Origin of the sequence: Micromonospora sp. C81, from assembly GCF_018070425.1 — a bacterium.
In the GTDB taxonomy this organism is placed as follows: domain Bacteria; phylum Actinomycetota; class Actinomycetes; order Mycobacteriales; family Micromonosporaceae; genus Micromonospora; species Micromonospora zamorensis.
In genome coordinates, this window is record NZ_JAGPXS010000003.1 from 380,447 (window position 1) to 396,610 (window position 16,164).

Here is a 16,164-nt window from a genome sequence, read left to right on the forward strand (position 1 = left end):
GTGTTGGTGAGCCTCCACACCCCGTACGTCGACACCTGCGCCGCCGACTTGAGCCTGGCACTCGGTGGGCCGGAGCGGCCTGCGTTGCACGTCCACGACCTCACGCTGCCCGGGGAGGTCCGGCTGCGGCTGCGCCTGCTCGGCGCGTCCCACCAGGTCGTACTGGCCGAACCCGGTGGTGCGGCCGGGCTCACCGAGACGGTCGCCTGCCTGCCTGGTCGGCCGCCGCACCTGCCCGGCGCCCTGCATGACGAGGCGGGCGGCTACCGCTTCACCGCCAGCGTGCTGCGCCCCGCCGACGGCGAGTTGCACACCCGGATCGCCGGGCTCCGCGCCGACCTGGCCGGCGACCCGTACGCCCTGGTCGGAGTCTTTCCCGGTGACCCGGACGCGGTCACCGCGCTGGCCGTACGCACCGACCTGCCGCACGGGTCGGTCGGCTGGCGTACCTGGCACGCGTACCCCCAGACCAATGAGCTGGTCCTGACCGAGACGGTGGTGGCACTGCGATGACGTACCGACGCTGGTTCGTGGTGGGCGCGGCGGTGGCCGTGGTCGGCGTGCTGGTCGCGGCCTTCGCGCTCGTCAACGGCACCTTCTCCCCGCGCGCCTACGTGCAGGACAGGTATTCGCGAGCGGCCAGCCGGGACATCGGCCGGCAAGCAACCGCGTACACCTCCTCCAAGTCACCGACCACTGTCGCCAAGGAACTGACCGACGCGTGGAAGCCGTCCGACCGGTACGCCGACAGCAGCGGCGTCTACCTGCGCTACGACGACGACTCGGTGGTGATCCTGCCGATCGCCGCCGGCTCGGTGATCCTGCTCGAGGACATGGACACCGCTCACCCCCGCTACCACTCGACCGTCGGGTCGTACTGGGGCTGGGGACGCGGCAGCAGCGTTCGGGGCGGCGGCCCCGGCACCGGCAAGTAGCCCGACACCCGACCCCTTCACCTGGAGCCCTTCCGTGCAGAACCTCGTCACCGATCTGCTGGCCACCCTCGCCTTCGGCGCGGTCGGCGTCGTCCTCATGGGCGTCGGCTACGCGCTGGTCGACCTGACCACCCCTGGCAAGCTCCACGAACTGATCTGGACCGAGCGCAACCGCAACGCGGCGCTGCTGCTCGCATCCAACCTGCTCGGCGTCGGCACCATCGTGGTCGCGGCGATCGTCGCCAGCGACGACGACTTCGCCCTGGGGCTGGTCGGCGCGGCGGCGTACGGGATCGTCGGCCTGGTCATCATGGCCGCCGCGTTCCTGCTGCTCGACGCGGTGACCCCCGGCCGGCTCGGCGAGCTGCTGGTCGACCCGGAGCCGCACCCCGCCGTGTGGGTGTCGGCCGTGGTGCACCTGGCCACCGGCGCGATCATCGCCGCCGCGATCCTCTGATGGCCGGGGGTCCGCGACCGGTCGGTGCCGGCCGGCCGTACCCGGGGCGGTCATGAGCACCGGGGCACCGCCGGTGGTCGACAGCGGCACCGAGGCCCGGCCGCACTGGCGGCTGGCCCGCGCGGCGGTGCTGCTCGCGGTCTTCGTCTGCGCCGCCTGCGGGCTGGTCTACGAGCTGGCCCTGGTCGCGCTCGGCAGCTACCTGATCGGCGACACCGTCGGGCAGGCGTCGATCGTGCTCGGCGTGATGGTCTTCGCGATGGGGGTCGGCGCGCTGGTCGCGAAGCCGTTGCAGCCCCGGGCCGCCGCCGCGTTCGCGGTGATCGAACTGACCCTGGCCCTGCTCGGTGGTCTGTCCGTGCTCGGCCTCTACGCCGCCTTCGCCTGGCTCGACCTGTACGGCCCGGCGCTGGTCGGCACCGCCTTCGTGCTGGGCCTGCTGATCGGCGCGGAGATTCCACTGCTGATGGTGATGCTGCAGCGCATCCGCGAGCAGGCCGCCGGCAGTGCGGTGGCCGACCTGTTCGCCGCCGACTACGTCGGCGCGCTGCTCGGCGGGCTCGCCTTCCCGTTCCTGTTGATCCCCGTCTTCGGCCAGCTCAAGGGTGCCCTGGTGGTCGGCGCGGTGAACGCGGTGGCCGGCCTCGCCCTGGTCTGCACGGTGTTCCGGAGGGAGCTGAGCCGCCGGGCCCGGCTCGTCCTCGGCGCCGGCTCTGTCGTGGTCGCGCTCTGCCTGGGGTACGCCTGGGTGACCGCCGCCGACTTCGAGGTGACCGCCCGGCAGCAGCTCTACCGGGACCCCGTGGTGTACGCCGAACGCTCCCGTTACCAGGAGATCGTGCTGACCCGGTCGGTGCGGGAGGTTGGCCACGCCGACACCGACCTGCGGTTGTTCCTCAACGGTGATCTCCAGTTCAGCTCGGTCGACGAGTACCGCTACCACGAGGCGCTGGTGCATCCGGCGATGCGCGGCCCGCGCGGTGACGTCCTGGTTCTCGGTGCTGGCGACGGCCTCGCCGTCCGGGAGATCCTGCGGTACCCGGACGTCCGCCGGGTGACAGTGGTCGACCTCGACCCGGCGGTGGTGGCCCTGGCCAGCACCGTGCCGCAGCTGCGGGCGCTCAACGGCGGCTCGCTCGACGACCCCCGCGTACGGGTGCTGAACACTGACGCGTTCGGCTGGCTGCGTACCGCCGCCGAGCGCTTCGACGTGGTGGTCGCCGACCTGCCCGACCCGGACGAGACGGCCACCGCCAAGCTCTACACCGTCGAGTTCTACGCGTTGATCAGGTCGGTGCTCGCCGAGCAGGGACGGCTGGTGGTGCAGTCCGGCTCGCCATACTTCGCGCCCCGCTCATACTGGTCGATCGATGCGTCGGTGCGGGAAGCCGGCTTCGCCACCGTGCCGTACCACGTCGACGTGCCGTCCTTCGGCGACTGGGGGTTCCTGCTGGCCACGGCGGGAACCGTCCCGCCGGTGCTGGAACTGCCGGCCGACGCGCTCCGGCTGCGTTTCCTCGACCCGGGCGTGCTGCGGGCGGCGGCGGTCTTTCCCGCCGACCGCGCTCGCCTGAACGTGCCCCCCAGCACCCTCCTCCAACCGAGGGTCCTCGACTACGCCCGCACGGAGTGGCGCGGCTACTGACCCCATCATCTGGCGCCTGAACACGGTGGCTGTGTCAGGAGAGAGTCCGCTCATGGCGCAAACCTCTTGGCTAACGGGGTGGAGTGGGTGCGAACGGGGAAAGGGTGGAGGCATGTTTGGGATGCGCAAGGCTTGGGAGCGCGAATTGGGCGCGGCCGTCGACGAGTTGGTGGCGGCTGACACGCTCGCCTTCGGTGGGGTGGGAATCGCGGGCAAGCTGTTGCCGGTGACCGAGGCGTACCAACGGGTCGAGGCCGCCATCGACGACCACCCCGAGGAGGTACGCCGGCAGCTCGACCGCGTGCTCGCCGACGGCACACCCGCCGGCCGGGCGTACGCGGCGACGCTGCTGGAGCGGATCGACCCGGCGGCGGCCCGAGCGGCCTGGACGTCGCTGCGCGACGACCCGAGCGAGTTCACCACCTTCGTCGGCTGCGTGATGGACCGCGAAACCATCGGGAACTACGCCACCCAGCGCCTCGCTGCGGCGTGAGTCATCCGCCATCAACGCGCGAGGGTGCACACCGGGCGACACCACGGGTGCCGTCGGTAGCTGAGCTGTCCGTCACGGTACGGGTCCGGATCGTGCCTGCGGTTGTTACCGTCTGCGCCGACGTACCTGGGGAGGTGGTCGGGTGAGCGGGTCAGCGGTGTACCTGGTGGTGGCCCTTGCCGTACTCGTGGCGGTCGTGGTTGTGATCATCGTGCGGGCCCGGCTGCGAGCCGCGGCCCGGCCCGACGGCACGCTGCCACCCGGCCGTGCGGCGGGGACGCCGGACGACGGCCCGCTCCGCCTGACCCTGGGCGACCGGGTGCGGATCCAGGACCGGGAGTACGTGGTGAGTGGCACGGTCCGCCTGGTCGAGGGGGACTGGAGCTGGGTGCAGCACCTGCTCGACGACGACTCCGGCACCCGGCACCGGCTCTCCGTGGAGGACGGCCCGGAACTGGAGCTGGTGCTCTGGACGGCCGAGCCGGGCGCGACAGTCACCCCGGGGGCCCCGACCATCGACCTCGGCGGCCGGCGCTACACGTGGGCCGAGACAGGGCAGGCCCGCTACACCGCCACCGCGGAGACCGGGCTGCCGTCGGCCGGGACGATGCGCTACCACGACTACCAGTCGGGTGGCGCCGCGCGGCTCTCCTTCGAGGCGTACGGCGAAGAGGGTTGGCGGGTCGCCCGAGGTGACCTGCTCGACCCCGCCGACCTGACGATCCATCCCACGTCCGAGGAGCACTGAGCCGAACCGGGCGGGACGCGCGGGGTCGACACGGCATGCCGAACTGGCTTGTTGTCGATACGGTGTGGGCGCGATCTTAGGGAAGGAGAATCGTGGTCGATTCCCAGAGCACGCCGGCCCGTCAGCGGCCATCCATTGTGTCGATTTCCAGCTATCTGCTCTTCCTGTTCCTGGCGTGCCAGGTGATCAGTCTGATCATCACGCTCAGCACCATCGGTAAGACGCGCGACGCCCTTCGTGACGCGTACGCGGGCAGCAACGTCGAGAACGCCGATCAGGTGGGTGACGTCTTCTACGCCATCGGCCTCGGCAGCGCCATTCTGGTGCTGTTGCTCGCGGTCGTGCTGGGCGTTCTGGCCCTCTTCAACAACCAGGGCCGCAACGGTGCCCGGATCACCACCTGGATCGTCGGCGGCATCATGGTCTGCTGCGTGGGTGGTGGCCTGCTCAGCAACGCGGCCGGTGGTTTCACCGCCGGTGGAGAGACCGGCGCCAACGGGCCGAGCAGTGAAGAGGTCCAGCGCCGGTTGGAGGAGGCCCTGCCCTCCTGGGCCACCGCGGTGAGCCTGCTGCTCGGCGTGATCAGCCTGATCTCGCTGCTCGCGGCGCTGATCCTGCTGGCGATGCCGAAGGCGAACGCGTTCTTCCGCAAGCCGACCGCGGCGTGGGAGCCGCCGACCCCGGGCGCCAGCTACCAGGCCCCGGGTCAGCCCGGTTACCCGCAGGCCCCGGGTCAGCCCGGTTACCCGCAGGCCCCGGGTCAGCCCGGTTACCCGCAGGCCCCGGGTCAGCCCGGTTACCCGCAGTCGTCCGGTGAGCCGGGCTACCCGCAGTCGAGTGGGGAGCCGAGCTACCCGCCGCCGCCGGGCACGAACCGGCCGGACGACACGCCGCCCGCGGACCGTCCCGGGTCAACCCCGCCGTCGACGAGTTGATCGACAGATAAGCACCACGCCGACGATCCCTCCGAGTAGGTTGCAACCCGACGCCTACCGGAGGGATTCGTCGTGTCGTACCCGGAATCGGCACCGGCCCGCCGGCCCGCCGTCGTCCTGATGGCTGCGGGCGTGCTGCTGGTGATGGCCGTCGCCGCGCTCGCGTACGCCGTGGTCGACCTGGCGGTGCTGGGCGGGACGGTCGACGCGTTCCGCACCGCCGCCCGGGACACCTCGGCCAGCCCGGAGCAGATCGACGACGTGGTGACCCTGCTCCGCGCGTCCGCGGTGCTGTCTGCGGTGGTGGCCGCCCTCTCCGCGCCGGTGCTCGCCGGCCTGGCCCTGGGGCTGCTGGCCGGTCGCAACGGCGCACGGGTTGCCACCTGGGTGGTCAGTGGGCTTGGCCTGCTCGCCGGCTGTTGCAGCGTGGCGGTGCTGATCGGCGAACGAGCCGCACCACTGCAACTCGGCACCGGTGAGCAGGCTGTCGCCGAGTTGCTGGGGCTGATCGGCGACGCGTACCCGTCGTGGTGGATTCCGCTCAACGCCGGGCTTTCCGTCGCGCAGGGCCTCGGTTACCTTGTAGTAGCTACGCTGCTGGCCCTGCCGGCGGCGAACGCCTGGTTCGGTCGCCACCGCTCGACCGCGCCGACCGTCCCATCCGCACCACCGGCGTTTCCGCACGCCCCGCACCAGCCGCCGCCCGCACCCCCGTACCCGCCCAGGTGAGGACCACCCCGTGACGCTCGACCCCACGACTGCCGAGCGCCGGGCCCTGATCACCGGGGCCACCGCAGGCATCGGCGCGGCGTTCACCCGGCGGCTGGCCGCCGACGGCTGGCATCTGGTGCTGGTCGCCCGTGACGCGGCCCGGCTGACCGAGCTGGCCACCGAGTTGGGTTCCACCTACGGCCGCCCCGTGGAGACGATCCCGGCGGATCTGTCCACCGACGACGGCTGCGCGGTCGTGGAGCGGCGAATCGCCGACGGCAGCCCCGTGCACTTGCTCGTCAACAACGCCGGCATCAGCCTCAACAAGCCGTTCCTGCGCTCCACGGCAGAGGACGAGGCGCGGCTGTTGCGGCTCAACGTGCACGCGGTCATGCGGCTGACCCTGGCGGCGTTGCGACCGATGACCGAACGGCGGAATGGGGCAGTGATAAATGTCTCTTCGGTCGCCGGTTTCGGCACGGCGATGCCCGGCTCGACCTACTCGGCCAGCAAGGCGTGGGTCACCAACTTCAGCGAGTCCGTAGGCCTTTCGGCGCGCCCGTTCGGCGTCCGGGTGATGGCCCTCTGCCCCGGCTACACCCGCACCGAGTTCCACCAACGAGCCGGCATCAACATGTCCAAGACGCCCGAGTGGCTGTGGCTCCGCGCCGAGGATGTGGTCGACGAAGCCCTGCGTGACCTGCGCAAAGGCAAGATGGTCAGCGTCCCGGCATGGAAGTACAAGATGGTCGTCGCCGGCATGCGGCACGCCCCCCGCCGACTGCTCCAGGCCGTCGCGCGGGACACCCGCGGCCGGATCGGTCGCGACGAGCACTGAGCCTCGACCGGCCCACCAGGCCCCGTAGGTCGTTGGGGCGGTGCTGGCGCGCCGCTATCGGGCCAGTTGCTGAGCGTAGTCGAACATCGCCAACCATCGGTCCCCCGCCGGGCTGATCAGGGTGGACCCCACACACGGCGTTCAGACTTGCGCAGTAACCTCTATCGCCATGGGGGACCACGACGACCTGCGCAAATTCATTACCGACCTGGCTGTGGTCCACGGACGGGTCGTGCTCTCCTCGGGGCGCGAGGCAGACTGGTACGTGGATCTGCGGCGCGTCACGCTCCATCACCAGGCCGCTCCTCTGGTCGGCCGGGTGTTGCTCGACCTCACCGCCGACTGGGAGTACGACGCCGTTGGCGGCCTCACTCTGGGCGCGGATCCTGTCGCGCTCTCGATGCTGCATGCCGCCGCTCCGACCGGTCGGGCCCTGGACGCCTTTGTGGTGCGCAAGGCGGGCAAGGCCCACGGTCTGCAACGGCGGATCGAAGGACCGGAGGTGGCCGGCCGTCGGGTGTTGGCGGTGGAGGATACGTCCACGACAGGCGGAAGTGTGTTGACCGCTGTCGAGGCACTTCGTGAGGCCGGGGCGGAAGTTGTAGGCGTGGCGGTTATTGTTGATCGAGGCGCCGGCGACGCGGTGCGAGCCGCCGGATTGCCATACCGGGCGGCCTATACGTTGGCTGACCTCGGCCTTGTGGCGTAAAAGTTTGCCGATTCGGATCTGCTGATATGCAGGCGGATCGATGCTGCTGGTGGAAGGATGGAATACGTGGGAACTGCGTTGGCCGAAATGACTATGCCTCAGATCTCGCCGCTTAACGGCGAGCCGATCGAACGTGCCGATGCCGAGCGTCTTGCCGGGGTCCTCAAGGCCCTTGCTGATCCTGCTCGGTTGCGGCTGCTCAGCCTGATCCAGTCGGCCCCCGAGGGCGAGGCGTGCGTCTGTGACCTGACGGCGCCGCTCGGCCTCTCTCAGCCGACGGTCAGTCATCACCTGCGCATCCTCACCGAGGCTGGCTTGCTGCAGCGGGAGAAGCGCGGTGTCTGGGCGTACTACAGCCTGGTCCCGAGTGCGATCGCGACGATCGCCGACCTGCTGACCCCGCCGCGTAAGCGGGCCACCAAGAAGGCCCGCTGACGTAGGCACTGCACGCCGTCCCGCGCCGGGACGGCGTCCGGTGGCGAGCCAGGGGTGGCGCCATCGGTGAGTAACACCTGCTCGTCCCCGGCCGCACCGCCGGAGGCCGGGTCCGACATGCCGACGGCCGACCCCCGCACCAGGGGGCCGGCCGTCGTCGTCGTACCGGGACGTCAGCGGTCCTGGCCGTGCTCCGGGCGATGGCGGCCGTGCTGGTGTCCGTCGTGGTCGAACGCCTCGCGGGCTGCCTCCACCGCGCCGGCGGCGCTGGCCGCGGCAATTACCGCAACCGCCTCGCCACGCTTGCGGGCGCGCCGGTCGCGGAGGAACTCGAAGAAGATCGGCAGCACCGAGATCACGATGATCAGGGCCACCACCGGCAGGATGTAGTGGTCGATCTTGTCGCCGATGGCCTGGTAGATCTGCTCGGCCAGCAGGTAGCCGATCAGCAGGATGCCGTCCACCCAGAGCACCGCACCGACGATGTTCCAGAGCAGGAACTGCCGGGCTGGCATGCCGAGTGCACCCGCGACCGGGTTGAGGAACGTCCGGACGATCGGGATGAAGCGCGCCAGCACCACGGCCTTCGCCGGGCCGAACTTCTGGAAGTAGTACTCGGCCTTCTCGACGTACTCCTTCTTGAAGAGTCGGGAGTTCGGCCGCTCGAACATCGGCCGGCCGTACCGGGCGCCGAGCCAGTGCCCCAACTGGGCGCCGACGATCGCGCAGATCGGCCCACCGATCAGCAGGCCGGCCAGCGAGAGCCGCGTGCCGTCGCCGAAGATCGCGTCCGCCACCGGCGACGAGGCCACGCCGGCGAGGAACAGCAGCGAGTCGCCGGGGAAGAAGAAGCCCACCAGCAGGCCGGTCTCGGCGAAGAGGATCACCCACACACCGATCAGCCCGAAGGTCTGCAACAGCTCCTTGGGGTCGAGCGGGTTCAGGGCGACGCTCTCCACGAGAGCGCGGGTCTGCTCAGCTGTGTCCACGGCCACAAAGGGTACCGAAGCCCAAGGTTCCTGCCGCGCCGGACCGGCCCGCACCACCCGCCCGCGTGGCGGGGGCCCCAACGACGGTGCCCCGCCGACCGGAGTGGTCGGCGGGGCACCGGTGGTGCGGGGTGGGTCAGGCGACGAAGCGGGTCCGGCGGCGCTTGGCCACCAGGTAGCCGCCGACGCCCATGGCGAGCAGCAGCGCGCCGAGACCGGCGATCAGGCCGGTGGACTGACCGGTGACCGGCAGGCCGCCGCCGTCACCGTTGTCGCCACCGCCCTGGCCGCCGTCTCCGCTGCCGTTCACCAGGATCTGCGCGGTGTCGTTGGCCGGGTTCAAGTCCTTGATCTCGGTCTCCTCGTGCCCGGTGCGCAGCTTGACCTCACCGGCCTGGCCGCCGGCTTGGTCGATCCGCAGCTGGAACTCGTAGTCGACCTTCTCGCCCTTCGTGATCGAGCCGAGCACGAAGCACTGGTAGACCCGCCCGCCAGGCTTGCCCGACTCCCACCCGTCGTCCTCGGCGTCGAAGCAGTCTTCCGGAGCGCGGACGGCGGTTACGCCCTTCGGCAGCGTGACGGTGGTGACGACCCAGGGCGACTCGCTGCCAGCAGTGTTGACGGCCGCCGGCCCGTTGTTGACGTAGCCGACCGTGAGCGCGACGGTGGCGCCGACGTCGCCGGTCACCTTCGCGCCGCGCGCTGCCACATCGGCCCGCTGGTTCCCGGTCACCTGAAGGTCGACCCAGGTCGAGTTGTCCAACGGGTTGACGTCGGTCTGCCCGGAGCGCAGGTTCATGACCGGCTCGAGCTTCAGCTCACCCTCGGTCCCGTTCGGCCCGATCTTGGCCGGGAGTTCGGCCTCGGACCTGTACTCGTCCCAGTCGGCAGGCGTGAACCAGATGGAGAACCCGCCGAAGGTGTTCGGTGCCCAGCTGTCGGTGGGCACGGTGAACCCAAAGCTGTCGTCGAGGCGGAAGCTACCGTTCCTGCCGATGGTGGTGTCGAAGCGGCAGGCGAACGCGAAGTCGTGCAGCGGGCCTTCGGTGTACTCGCAGTTCTCGTAGCGCTTCGACGGCTGAAGACCGTCCGCGCCGACGACGTAGAGAACCGCGTCCTTCGCCGGCACCTCGCCCCGGTTCGTCACCTGGAACGGGGCCTTCAGCGTGGTACCGGGCGCGCCCTTAAGCTCCAGGGACTCGTTGGTGGTGAGGTCGACGCCCTCGCCGATTTCCACTGTCGAGTTGTAGGAGACGGATCCGGACTTGCCGTCCGGCGTGACCGTGAAACTCAGCTCGCCCTTCTGATCGGGCTTGGCGCCGGCCTTTGCGCCAACGACGAGGGAGACGAGGTTCAGGTACGAGCCGTCGTCGTCTTGGTCCTCGACCTTGCACGTCAGGATCGCACCGGACTCGGTGCAGTTCTCTCCGCTGTCCTCGACACTGGCGAAATCTTCGATCTTGCTCCGGTCCACCTTGATCGTGTAGTCGTCGGGCTGCCGCTCCGTGGTGAGCGAGAAGAGGGTGACCCACTTCCCGGTGCCGCCGGGCGCGACGATCACGTTGTTGGCGTACAGGTCGAGATTCTCTGCCGGTGCGGCGAAGGCTGCCGGTGCGGCGGAGGCGGGGGTGGCGGAGGCGGGGGTGGCGGAGGCGGCGACGAGCGCGCCTGCGACGCCCAGCCCGGCGAGCCAGCGCCGGGTGGAGTGCTTGAGCATGGGGTTCCCTCGTGTCGGGGGACGAATGGTGGAGCCAGCGGATCTTAAGGAATTGCTAAGGCTGACTGCAGCCCTCAAAGCCGCCCGCTGAGCAAGATGAACCAAAAGGTTGATCAGCGTCGCCGCAATGGTCGGGCGGTCCGCTCCCGTCATCTATGGCAGGAGACCCGGGAGGTGCGGTGACGTACGAGGAGTTCGCGGACACGCGGCTGGCCCCGCTGCTGCGGTACGCGGTGATGCTGACCGGCGATCCGCACCAGGCCCAGGATCTGGTTCAGGAAACCATGGTCCGGGTCCAGCTCAACTGGCGTCGGGTCGCCCGCGCGGACTCACCCGAGCGATACGTGCGCCGGATGCTCACCAACCAGTACGTCGACTGGCGGCGCGGCTCCTGGGTTCGCCGGGTGCTGCTGCGCGGAGAGCCCGACGCGACGGTGCCGGTGACCACCGACCACGCCCAGTCCGCCGTGGACCGGGACCAGATCTGGTCCTGGCTGTCCCGGCTGCCGCGTCGGCAGCGGGCCGCCCTGGTGCTGCGCTACTACGAGGACCTGCCCGACGCCGAGATCGCCGACATCCTCGGCTGTGCCGTCGGGACCGTACGTTCGTCCATCTCCCGGGCCCTCGCCACGCTCCGGGCCGAGTACGTGGAGGCGTGAACATGATTGAGGACGACCTGCGTGCCGCCTTCGCCCGGCACGAGCCGTTGACACCACCGACGGGCCCGCTGCGGGTTGCGATCGACCGGCTGGCGACGCGTCGGCGGCAGCTTCGCCGACGCTGGCAGGCTGGCGGAACGGCCTTGGCCGTGCTCGGCGTACTGGGCATCGGGGTGCCTCTGTTCACCCCGGAGCGCGCCGGGCCGCCGCAGGCCGCCGACCTGATCGGCGCGACGGATCGGCCTGTGGCGACGGGTGCGGTGAACGTTCTGCTGGTCGGCATCGACAACCGGGGGTCCGTCCCGCCGTTGGCCGACTCGGTGCTGCTGCTGCACATCCCGGCCGACCGCAGCCGCCCGTACCTGGTCTCACTGCCCCGCGACCTGAAGGTGCCGATCCCCGGCCACGGCACCGACAAGCTGAACGCGGCGTTTCCGTTCGGTGCGGGCCACTCTCCACCGGATCTGACCAAGGGGTACGAGCTGACCCGGCAGACGGTGGCGAACCTGACCGGCGTCCGCATCGACACCGGCGTGGTGTTGACGTACTCGAGTCTGCGCACGCTGACCAACGAGGTTGGCGGTGTGCCGGTCTGCCTGCCCGAGCGGGTGCAGTCGGTCCACACCCGGCGGGTCTTCCCGGCCGCGTGCCAACGCCTCGACGGTGCCGCCGCCGTCGACCTGCTCCGCCAGCGGTACGGGCTGCCCGACGGCAGTCAGGGCCGGGACCGCAACGCCCGGATCTTCGCCGCCGGGCTGGTCCGTTCGGCCTCCGACCAGGGTGTGCTCACGAATCCGGTACGACTCGCCAAGCTGCTGGGGGCCGTCGGTCCGGACCTCGCCGTGTCGCCGGGGCAGGCCACCATGCTGGACCTGATGCGGCTCGTCCCGACACTGCGATCGGTGGACCCGGTCGGGCTCAGTCTGCCGGTCGGCGACCCCACCGGGCCCAGTCGCTTCGTGCAGGCCGACCCGAAGCTCGCCCCGGAGTTCCTGACCGCACTGCGCGAGGATCGGCTCGGCGACTGGGTGGCCCGTCACCCCGAACAGGTCAATCCCGCCCGGTGATGGCGACCTGCCGCGAGGTCAGCGGTAGTCGTCCTCGTCACCGGTGACCACCCGGGCCTGCTCCATCGCGTCCCAGTCGTCGACCTCGAGGCCGCGCTGGGGCTCGCCGTCGGCGTCGGCGGGGCCGACCACCGTGGCCTGCTCGACCGCGTCGGCCGAATCGGCCTCGGGGTCGCGCTCGTCCGGGGCGAGGTGGTCGCCGGGAATGAAGTCCTCGTCGGGCTGACCCATCGTCCCTCCCGGGGTCTCGGGGCACGGTTCCCACCCACCGTACGGGTTGCGTCGGCGCCGCGCCCGGAAGCGGAGTAGGCGGAATCAGCCCTCGACGACGCGACCCGATGCCAGGATGGTGCCGTGGGCTTCCTCATTCGACTGGCGATCACCGCGGTCGCTCTGTGGATAACCACCCTGATCGTGCCCGGTGTCGACGTGCACGGTCGCTCGGGTGGCAACACCGCGCTCACCCTGATCGTGGTGGCGCTGATCTTCGGCGTGATCAACGCCGTGCTGAAGCCGTTGATCAAGGTCGTCGGCTGCGTGTTCTACCTGCTGACCCTGGGCCTGTTCGCGCTCGTGGTCAACGCCCTGCTGTTCCTGCTCACCGACCGGATCGCCCGCGGGCTCGACCTGCCGTTCCAGGTGGACGGTTTCTGGGCCGCGTTCTGGGGAGCCATCGTGATGACAGTGGTCACCTGGCTGATCAGCGTCATCGTGCCGGACAACCTGGACCGCCGGTGAACGGCTGACACCCGGGTCGGTTGTTCCGGCGCACCTCACCTACGGGATACTGCCGGGCGGAGGACAGCGCGGTCCGGCGCACAAATGAACAACAGCGGCCAGCACGGCCGAGAGTGGTAAGTAAGGAGCGTCAACATGCCCATCGCTTCCCCCGAGGCTTACGCGGAGATGCTGGACCGCGCCAAGGCTGGCCGGTACGCGTACCCCGCGATCAACGTGACCTCCTCCCAGACGCTGAACGCGGCGCTCAAGGGCTTCGCCGACGCGGAGAGCGACGGCATCATCCAGGTCTCCACCGGTGGCGCCGAGTACCTCTCCGGCCCGTCGATCAAGGACATGGTCACCGGCGCGGTGGCGTTCGCCGCGTACGCGCACGAGGTCGCCAAGAAGTACTCGGTGAACATCGCCCTGCACACCGACCACTGCCCGAAGGACAAGCTGGACGGGTTCGTGCGTCCGCTGATGGGCATCTCGCAGGAGCGGGTGAAGCGCGGCGAGGAGCCGCTGTACCAGTCGCACATGTGGGACGGTTCGGCCGTGCCGGTCGCGGAGAACCTGGAGATCGCCGCCCAGCTCCTCGACGAGGCCGCCAAGGCCAAGATCGTCCTTGAGATCGAGGTTGGTGTCGTCGGTGGCGAGGAGGATGGCGTCGAGAACGCCATCAACGACAAGCTCTACACCACCACCGATGACGGCCTGGCCATGGTCGAGGCGCTCGGCCTGGGCGAGAAGGGCCGCTACATGGCGGCGCTGACCTTCGGCAACGTGCACGGCGTCTACAAGCCGGGCAACGTCAAGCTGCGTCCGGAGATCCTCAAGCAGATCCAGGACGCCGTCGGCGCCAAGTACGGCAAGGACAAGCCGCTCAGCCTGGTCTTCCACGGCGGCTCGGGGTCCCTGCTGAGCGAGATCCGTGAGGCCCTGGACTACGGCGTGGTGAAGATGAACATCGACACCGACACCCAGTACGCCTTCACCCGGCCCGTCGTGGACCACATGCTGCGCAACTACGACGGTGTGCTGAAGATCGACGGCGAGGTCGGCAACAAGAAGCAGTACGACCCGCGTGCCTGGGGCAAGGCCGCCGAGGCTGGCCTGGCCGCCCGGGTCGTCGAGGCGTGCGAGCACCTTCGCTCCACCGGCACCACGATGACCAAGTAACGACGTACCACCGACGGCCGGCTTCCCCTCGCGGGGAGCCGGCCGTCGTCGTTCAGGCGGTGAGCAGGCGGACGGCCTCGCGTACGTCGTCGGTGAGGTGGATCGTCGCCGACAGGTCGCCGAACGGGGACGCGGCCAGCAGCGGACGCAACAGCGCCTCCACCGGCAACTCCACTGTCCAGTACGCGCGGTCCAGGAAGATGTACGCGCCGCTGGCCCCGTCGGTGCCGTAATAGGTCTTGGTGGCCGCCTGGAACACCTCCTGCACCGTGCCCGCCCGCCCCGGCGCGAAGACGATGCCGCCCCGGGCGAGTCGCAGGATGGTGTCCTCCCGGATCGCGTTGGAGAAGTACTTGGCGATCCGCCCGGCGAACAGGTTCGCCGGCTCGTGCCCGTACAGCCAGGTCGGGATGGCCAGCCCACCGGCTCGCGCCCAGCCCAGGTCGTCGCCACGCTGACGGGGAACGCTGGCGTACCGCTGCCGGACCGTCAACGCGGTGGCCGTGTACAGGTGGTGGTCGGTGAAGTCCGGTGCGGTGGCCAGCAGGTCGATCGCCGCCGTCACGTCGGTCGCCGGCCGGTCCGCCAGGTAGGCGCCGAGGTTCGCCGCCTCCATCACCCCGGGACCGCCGCCGGTCACCACCAGGCGGTCGGCCCGCGCCAGCTCCCAACCCAGCACTGCCGCCATCCGGTACGCGGGACTGCCGCGCCGCACCGCGTGCCCACCCATGATGCCCACCACCGACTGCGGACCGTGCCCGACCAGCCAGGTGCGGGTGGCGTCGGCCAACGCGTTGTCCACGCCGTGGTCGTGCAGCCGCTGACCCAGCGCCTCCTTGACGTCCGGCAGCGCGCCGCCGTGCGCCCGGTAGTGGTCGTACACCCGGGTGTCGTACATCCCGGTGAACCCACCCTCGGCGAACCCCTCGGCCAGTTCCTCCGGGGTGTAGAGGTGTGTCGGCTGGGTCGGGTACGGCAGCCCCGAGAACGGCGGCACCACGTTGGCGCCGCGTCGGACCAGGTCGGCGCCGACGTCCCGGGACGCGAAGCGGCAGCCCACGAAGAGGGTGCCGGCGACGTCGACGCCGGTCAGGTCGGGCACCGGTGCGAGGTCGAGACGCAGGCCCTGCACGGTCAGCCCGCTCAGTCGGCCGGCGGCCAGTTGGCGGTCGAACTCGTCCCGGGTCTGGATCTCGCCCGCGTGCAGGTGCGGCTCGATGACGTCCGCAGGAGGTGGGGTCGGCACCCGGCCATCCTGCCCCCGCGGCGGGTGCGGCCAAACCTCGGGCTCGGGGTGAAACGACAGGAGCCCGGTGGTCGTGGCCACCGGGCTCCTGCATTACCGGTTCCTGGGGAGGCTCCGGACCATTAGTTGTAGTGGAAAACACCTGGCAGCGGCATAGGCCGCAGGCGTGACCAACTCCTCAGCCGTTCAGCGGAACGTGTCGGCCGACCCGCTCGCGTGTCGCCCTGTCCAGCGGGTTGAATGGGGCGATGCAGAACCTTTTGCCAGAGCCACCGGCCACCCGCCTGCCCGCGAACAACGAGGCCGACGCCGCCCTGGCTGCCGCCGAGGAGGCCGGCACCGATGAGGCGTTCGCCAGCGTGGCGGCCGGCTTTCCCACCTACAGCGCGGCCTGGGCGGAGCTCGCGGCCCGGTCCTTCGCGCAGGGCCAGGTCGTGACCGCGTACGCCTACGCGCGCACCGGCTACCACCGGGGCCTCGACCAGCTGCGCCGCAGCGGGTGGAAGGGGCACGGCCCGGTGCCGTGGTCGAACGAGCCCAACCGGGGCTTCCTCCGCTGCCTCTACGTGCTGTCCCGAGCTGCGGACGAGATCGGCGAGGCCGACGAGGCAGCCCGCTGCGCGCAGTTCCTGCGTGACTGCGACCCGGCGGCGGCGGACGCGCTCGCGAGCAACTGAGCCC

Annotated in this window: 20 protein-coding genes; 16 read left to right on the plus strand and 4 right to left on the minus strand. The window is 70.4% G+C overall.

Going from position 1 to position 16,164, the window contains the following annotated elements; all coding sequences use genetic code 11:
* From KBX46_RS07960 to KBX46_RS08010, 11 genes are all read left to right on the plus strand, one after another.
* Nucleotides 1–513: a DUF2617 family protein gene (locus KBX46_RS07960; RefSeq protein ID WP_210791938.1), complete on the plus strand. Its 513-nt coding sequence runs from the start codon at nt 1–3 to the stop codon at nt 511–513.
* Nucleotides 510–935 (plus strand): DUF4247 domain-containing protein, encoded by a 426-nt coding sequence (locus KBX46_RS07965; protein WP_088950910.1) that lies wholly within the window; start codon nt 510–512, stop codon nt 933–935. Before KBX46_RS07960 ends, KBX46_RS07965 begins: the two co-directional genes overlap by 4 nt.
* Before the next feature lie 34 nt (nt 936–969).
* On the plus strand, nt 970–1,392 hold the full coding sequence (locus tag KBX46_RS07970) for a DUF350 domain-containing protein (protein WP_088950911.1): 423 nt from the start codon (nt 970–972) through the stop codon (nt 1,390–1,392).
* Nucleotides 1,393–1,444: 52 nt separating this feature from the next.
* Nucleotides 1,445–3,037, plus strand: coding sequence for a polyamine aminopropyltransferase (locus KBX46_RS07975; RefSeq protein ID WP_141912099.1), 1,593 nt, complete (start codon nt 1,445–1,447; stop codon nt 3,035–3,037).
* Nucleotides 3,038–3,149: 112 nt separating this feature from the next.
* Nucleotides 3,150–3,530 carry a hypothetical protein gene (locus KBX46_RS07980; RefSeq protein ID WP_088950913.1) on the plus strand — a complete coding sequence of 127 codons (381 nt, stop codon included), beginning with the start codon at nt 3,150–3,152 and terminating at the stop codon, nt 3,528–3,530.
* A 142-nt stretch (nt 3,531–3,672) separates the two neighbouring features.
* Nucleotides 3,673–4,278: a DUF4178 domain-containing protein gene (locus KBX46_RS07985; protein ID WP_088950914.1), complete on the plus strand. Its 606-nt coding sequence runs from the start codon at nt 3,673–3,675 to the stop codon at nt 4,276–4,278.
* Between the two features lie 92 nt (nt 4,279–4,370).
* On the plus strand, nt 4,371–5,213 hold the full coding sequence (locus KBX46_RS07990) for a hypothetical protein (protein ID WP_210791939.1): 843 nt from the start codon (nt 4,371–4,373) through the stop codon (nt 5,211–5,213).
* A gap of 72 nt (nt 5,214–5,285) precedes the next feature.
* Nucleotides 5,286–5,942 carry a hypothetical protein gene (locus KBX46_RS07995; RefSeq protein WP_210791941.1) on the plus strand — a complete coding sequence of 219 codons (657 nt, stop codon included), beginning with the start codon at nt 5,286–5,288 and terminating at the stop codon, nt 5,940–5,942.
* A 10-nt stretch (nt 5,943–5,952) separates the two neighbouring features.
* The gene (locus tag KBX46_RS08000; protein ID WP_210791942.1) at nt 5,953–6,762 is read left to right on the plus strand and encodes an SDR family oxidoreductase; all 810 of its coding nucleotides are present in this window, start codon (nt 5,953–5,955) and stop codon (nt 6,760–6,762) included.
* A gap of 169 nt (nt 6,763–6,931) precedes the next feature.
* On the plus strand, nt 6,932–7,471 hold the full coding sequence (gene pyrE, locus KBX46_RS08005; protein WP_088950918.1) for an orotate phosphoribosyltransferase: 540 nt from the start codon (nt 6,932–6,934) through the stop codon (nt 7,469–7,471).
* A gap of 57 nt (nt 7,472–7,528) precedes the next feature.
* Nucleotides 7,529–7,906 (plus strand): helix-turn-helix transcriptional regulator, encoded by a 378-nt coding sequence (locus KBX46_RS08010; protein ID WP_030332125.1) that lies wholly within the window; start codon nt 7,529–7,531, stop codon nt 7,904–7,906.
* 173 nt (nt 7,907–8,079) lie between these two features.
* Here KBX46_RS08010 and KBX46_RS08015 read toward each other — a convergent pair whose 3' ends face one another.
* Both KBX46_RS08015 and KBX46_RS08020 read right to left on the minus strand, forming a co-directional pair.
* A complete protein-coding gene (locus tag KBX46_RS08015; protein WP_088950919.1) occupies nt 8,080–8,901 on the minus strand; it encodes a DedA family protein in 822 nt (273 codons plus the stop codon).
* A gap of 130 nt (nt 8,902–9,031) precedes the next feature.
* Complete coding sequence (locus KBX46_RS08020) at nt 9,032–10,765, minus strand: LPXTG cell wall anchor domain-containing protein (protein WP_247667105.1); 1,734 nt, start codon at nt 10,763–10,765, stop codon at nt 9,032–9,034.
* A gap of 26 nt (nt 10,766–10,791) precedes the next feature.
* On the opposite strand from KBX46_RS08020, the gene KBX46_RS08025 reads away from it, so the two are divergent.
* Nucleotides 10,792–11,271: a SigE family RNA polymerase sigma factor gene (locus KBX46_RS08025; protein ID WP_210791944.1), complete on the plus strand. Its 480-nt coding sequence runs from the start codon at nt 10,792–10,794 to the stop codon at nt 11,269–11,271.
* Between the two features lie 2 nt (nt 11,272–11,273).
* Entirely contained in the window at nt 11,274–12,338 is a 1,065-nt protein-coding gene (locus KBX46_RS08030) for an LCP family protein (RefSeq protein WP_210791946.1), read from the plus strand.
* Nucleotides 12,339–12,356: 18 nt separating this feature from the next.
* Here the strand turns inward: KBX46_RS08030 and KBX46_RS08035 are convergent, their stop codons facing one another.
* Entirely contained in the window at nt 12,357–12,569 is a 213-nt protein-coding gene (locus tag KBX46_RS08035) for a hypothetical protein (RefSeq protein WP_088950922.1), read from the minus strand.
* 123 nt (nt 12,570–12,692) lie between these two features.
* Here KBX46_RS08035 and KBX46_RS08040 point away from each other — a divergent pair, with 123 nt between their 5' ends.
* Both KBX46_RS08040 and fbaA read left to right on the plus strand, forming a co-directional pair.
* Nucleotides 12,693–13,076, plus strand: coding sequence for a phage holin family protein (locus KBX46_RS08040; protein WP_088950923.1), 384 nt, complete (start codon nt 12,693–12,695; stop codon nt 13,074–13,076).
* 135 nt (nt 13,077–13,211) lie between these two features.
* Nucleotides 13,212–14,237 (plus strand): class II fructose-bisphosphate aldolase, encoded by a 1,026-nt coding sequence (fbaA, locus tag KBX46_RS08045; protein WP_088950924.1) that lies wholly within the window; start codon nt 13,212–13,214, stop codon nt 14,235–14,237.
* Nucleotides 14,238–14,289: 52 nt separating this feature from the next.
* On the opposite strand, the gene KBX46_RS08050 is transcribed toward fbaA, so the two are convergent.
* Nucleotides 14,290–15,483: an LOG family protein gene (locus KBX46_RS08050; RefSeq protein ID WP_210791948.1), complete on the minus strand. Its 1,194-nt coding sequence runs from the start codon at nt 15,481–15,483 to the stop codon at nt 14,290–14,292.
* A gap of 248 nt (nt 15,484–15,731) precedes the next feature.
* Here KBX46_RS08050 and KBX46_RS08055 point away from each other — a divergent pair, with 248 nt between their 5' ends.
* On the plus strand, nt 15,732–16,160 hold the full coding sequence (locus KBX46_RS08055) for a DUF3151 domain-containing protein (protein ID WP_088950926.1): 429 nt from the start codon (nt 15,732–15,734) through the stop codon (nt 16,158–16,160).
* The last annotated feature ends 4 nt before the right edge of the window (nt 16,161–16,164 follow it).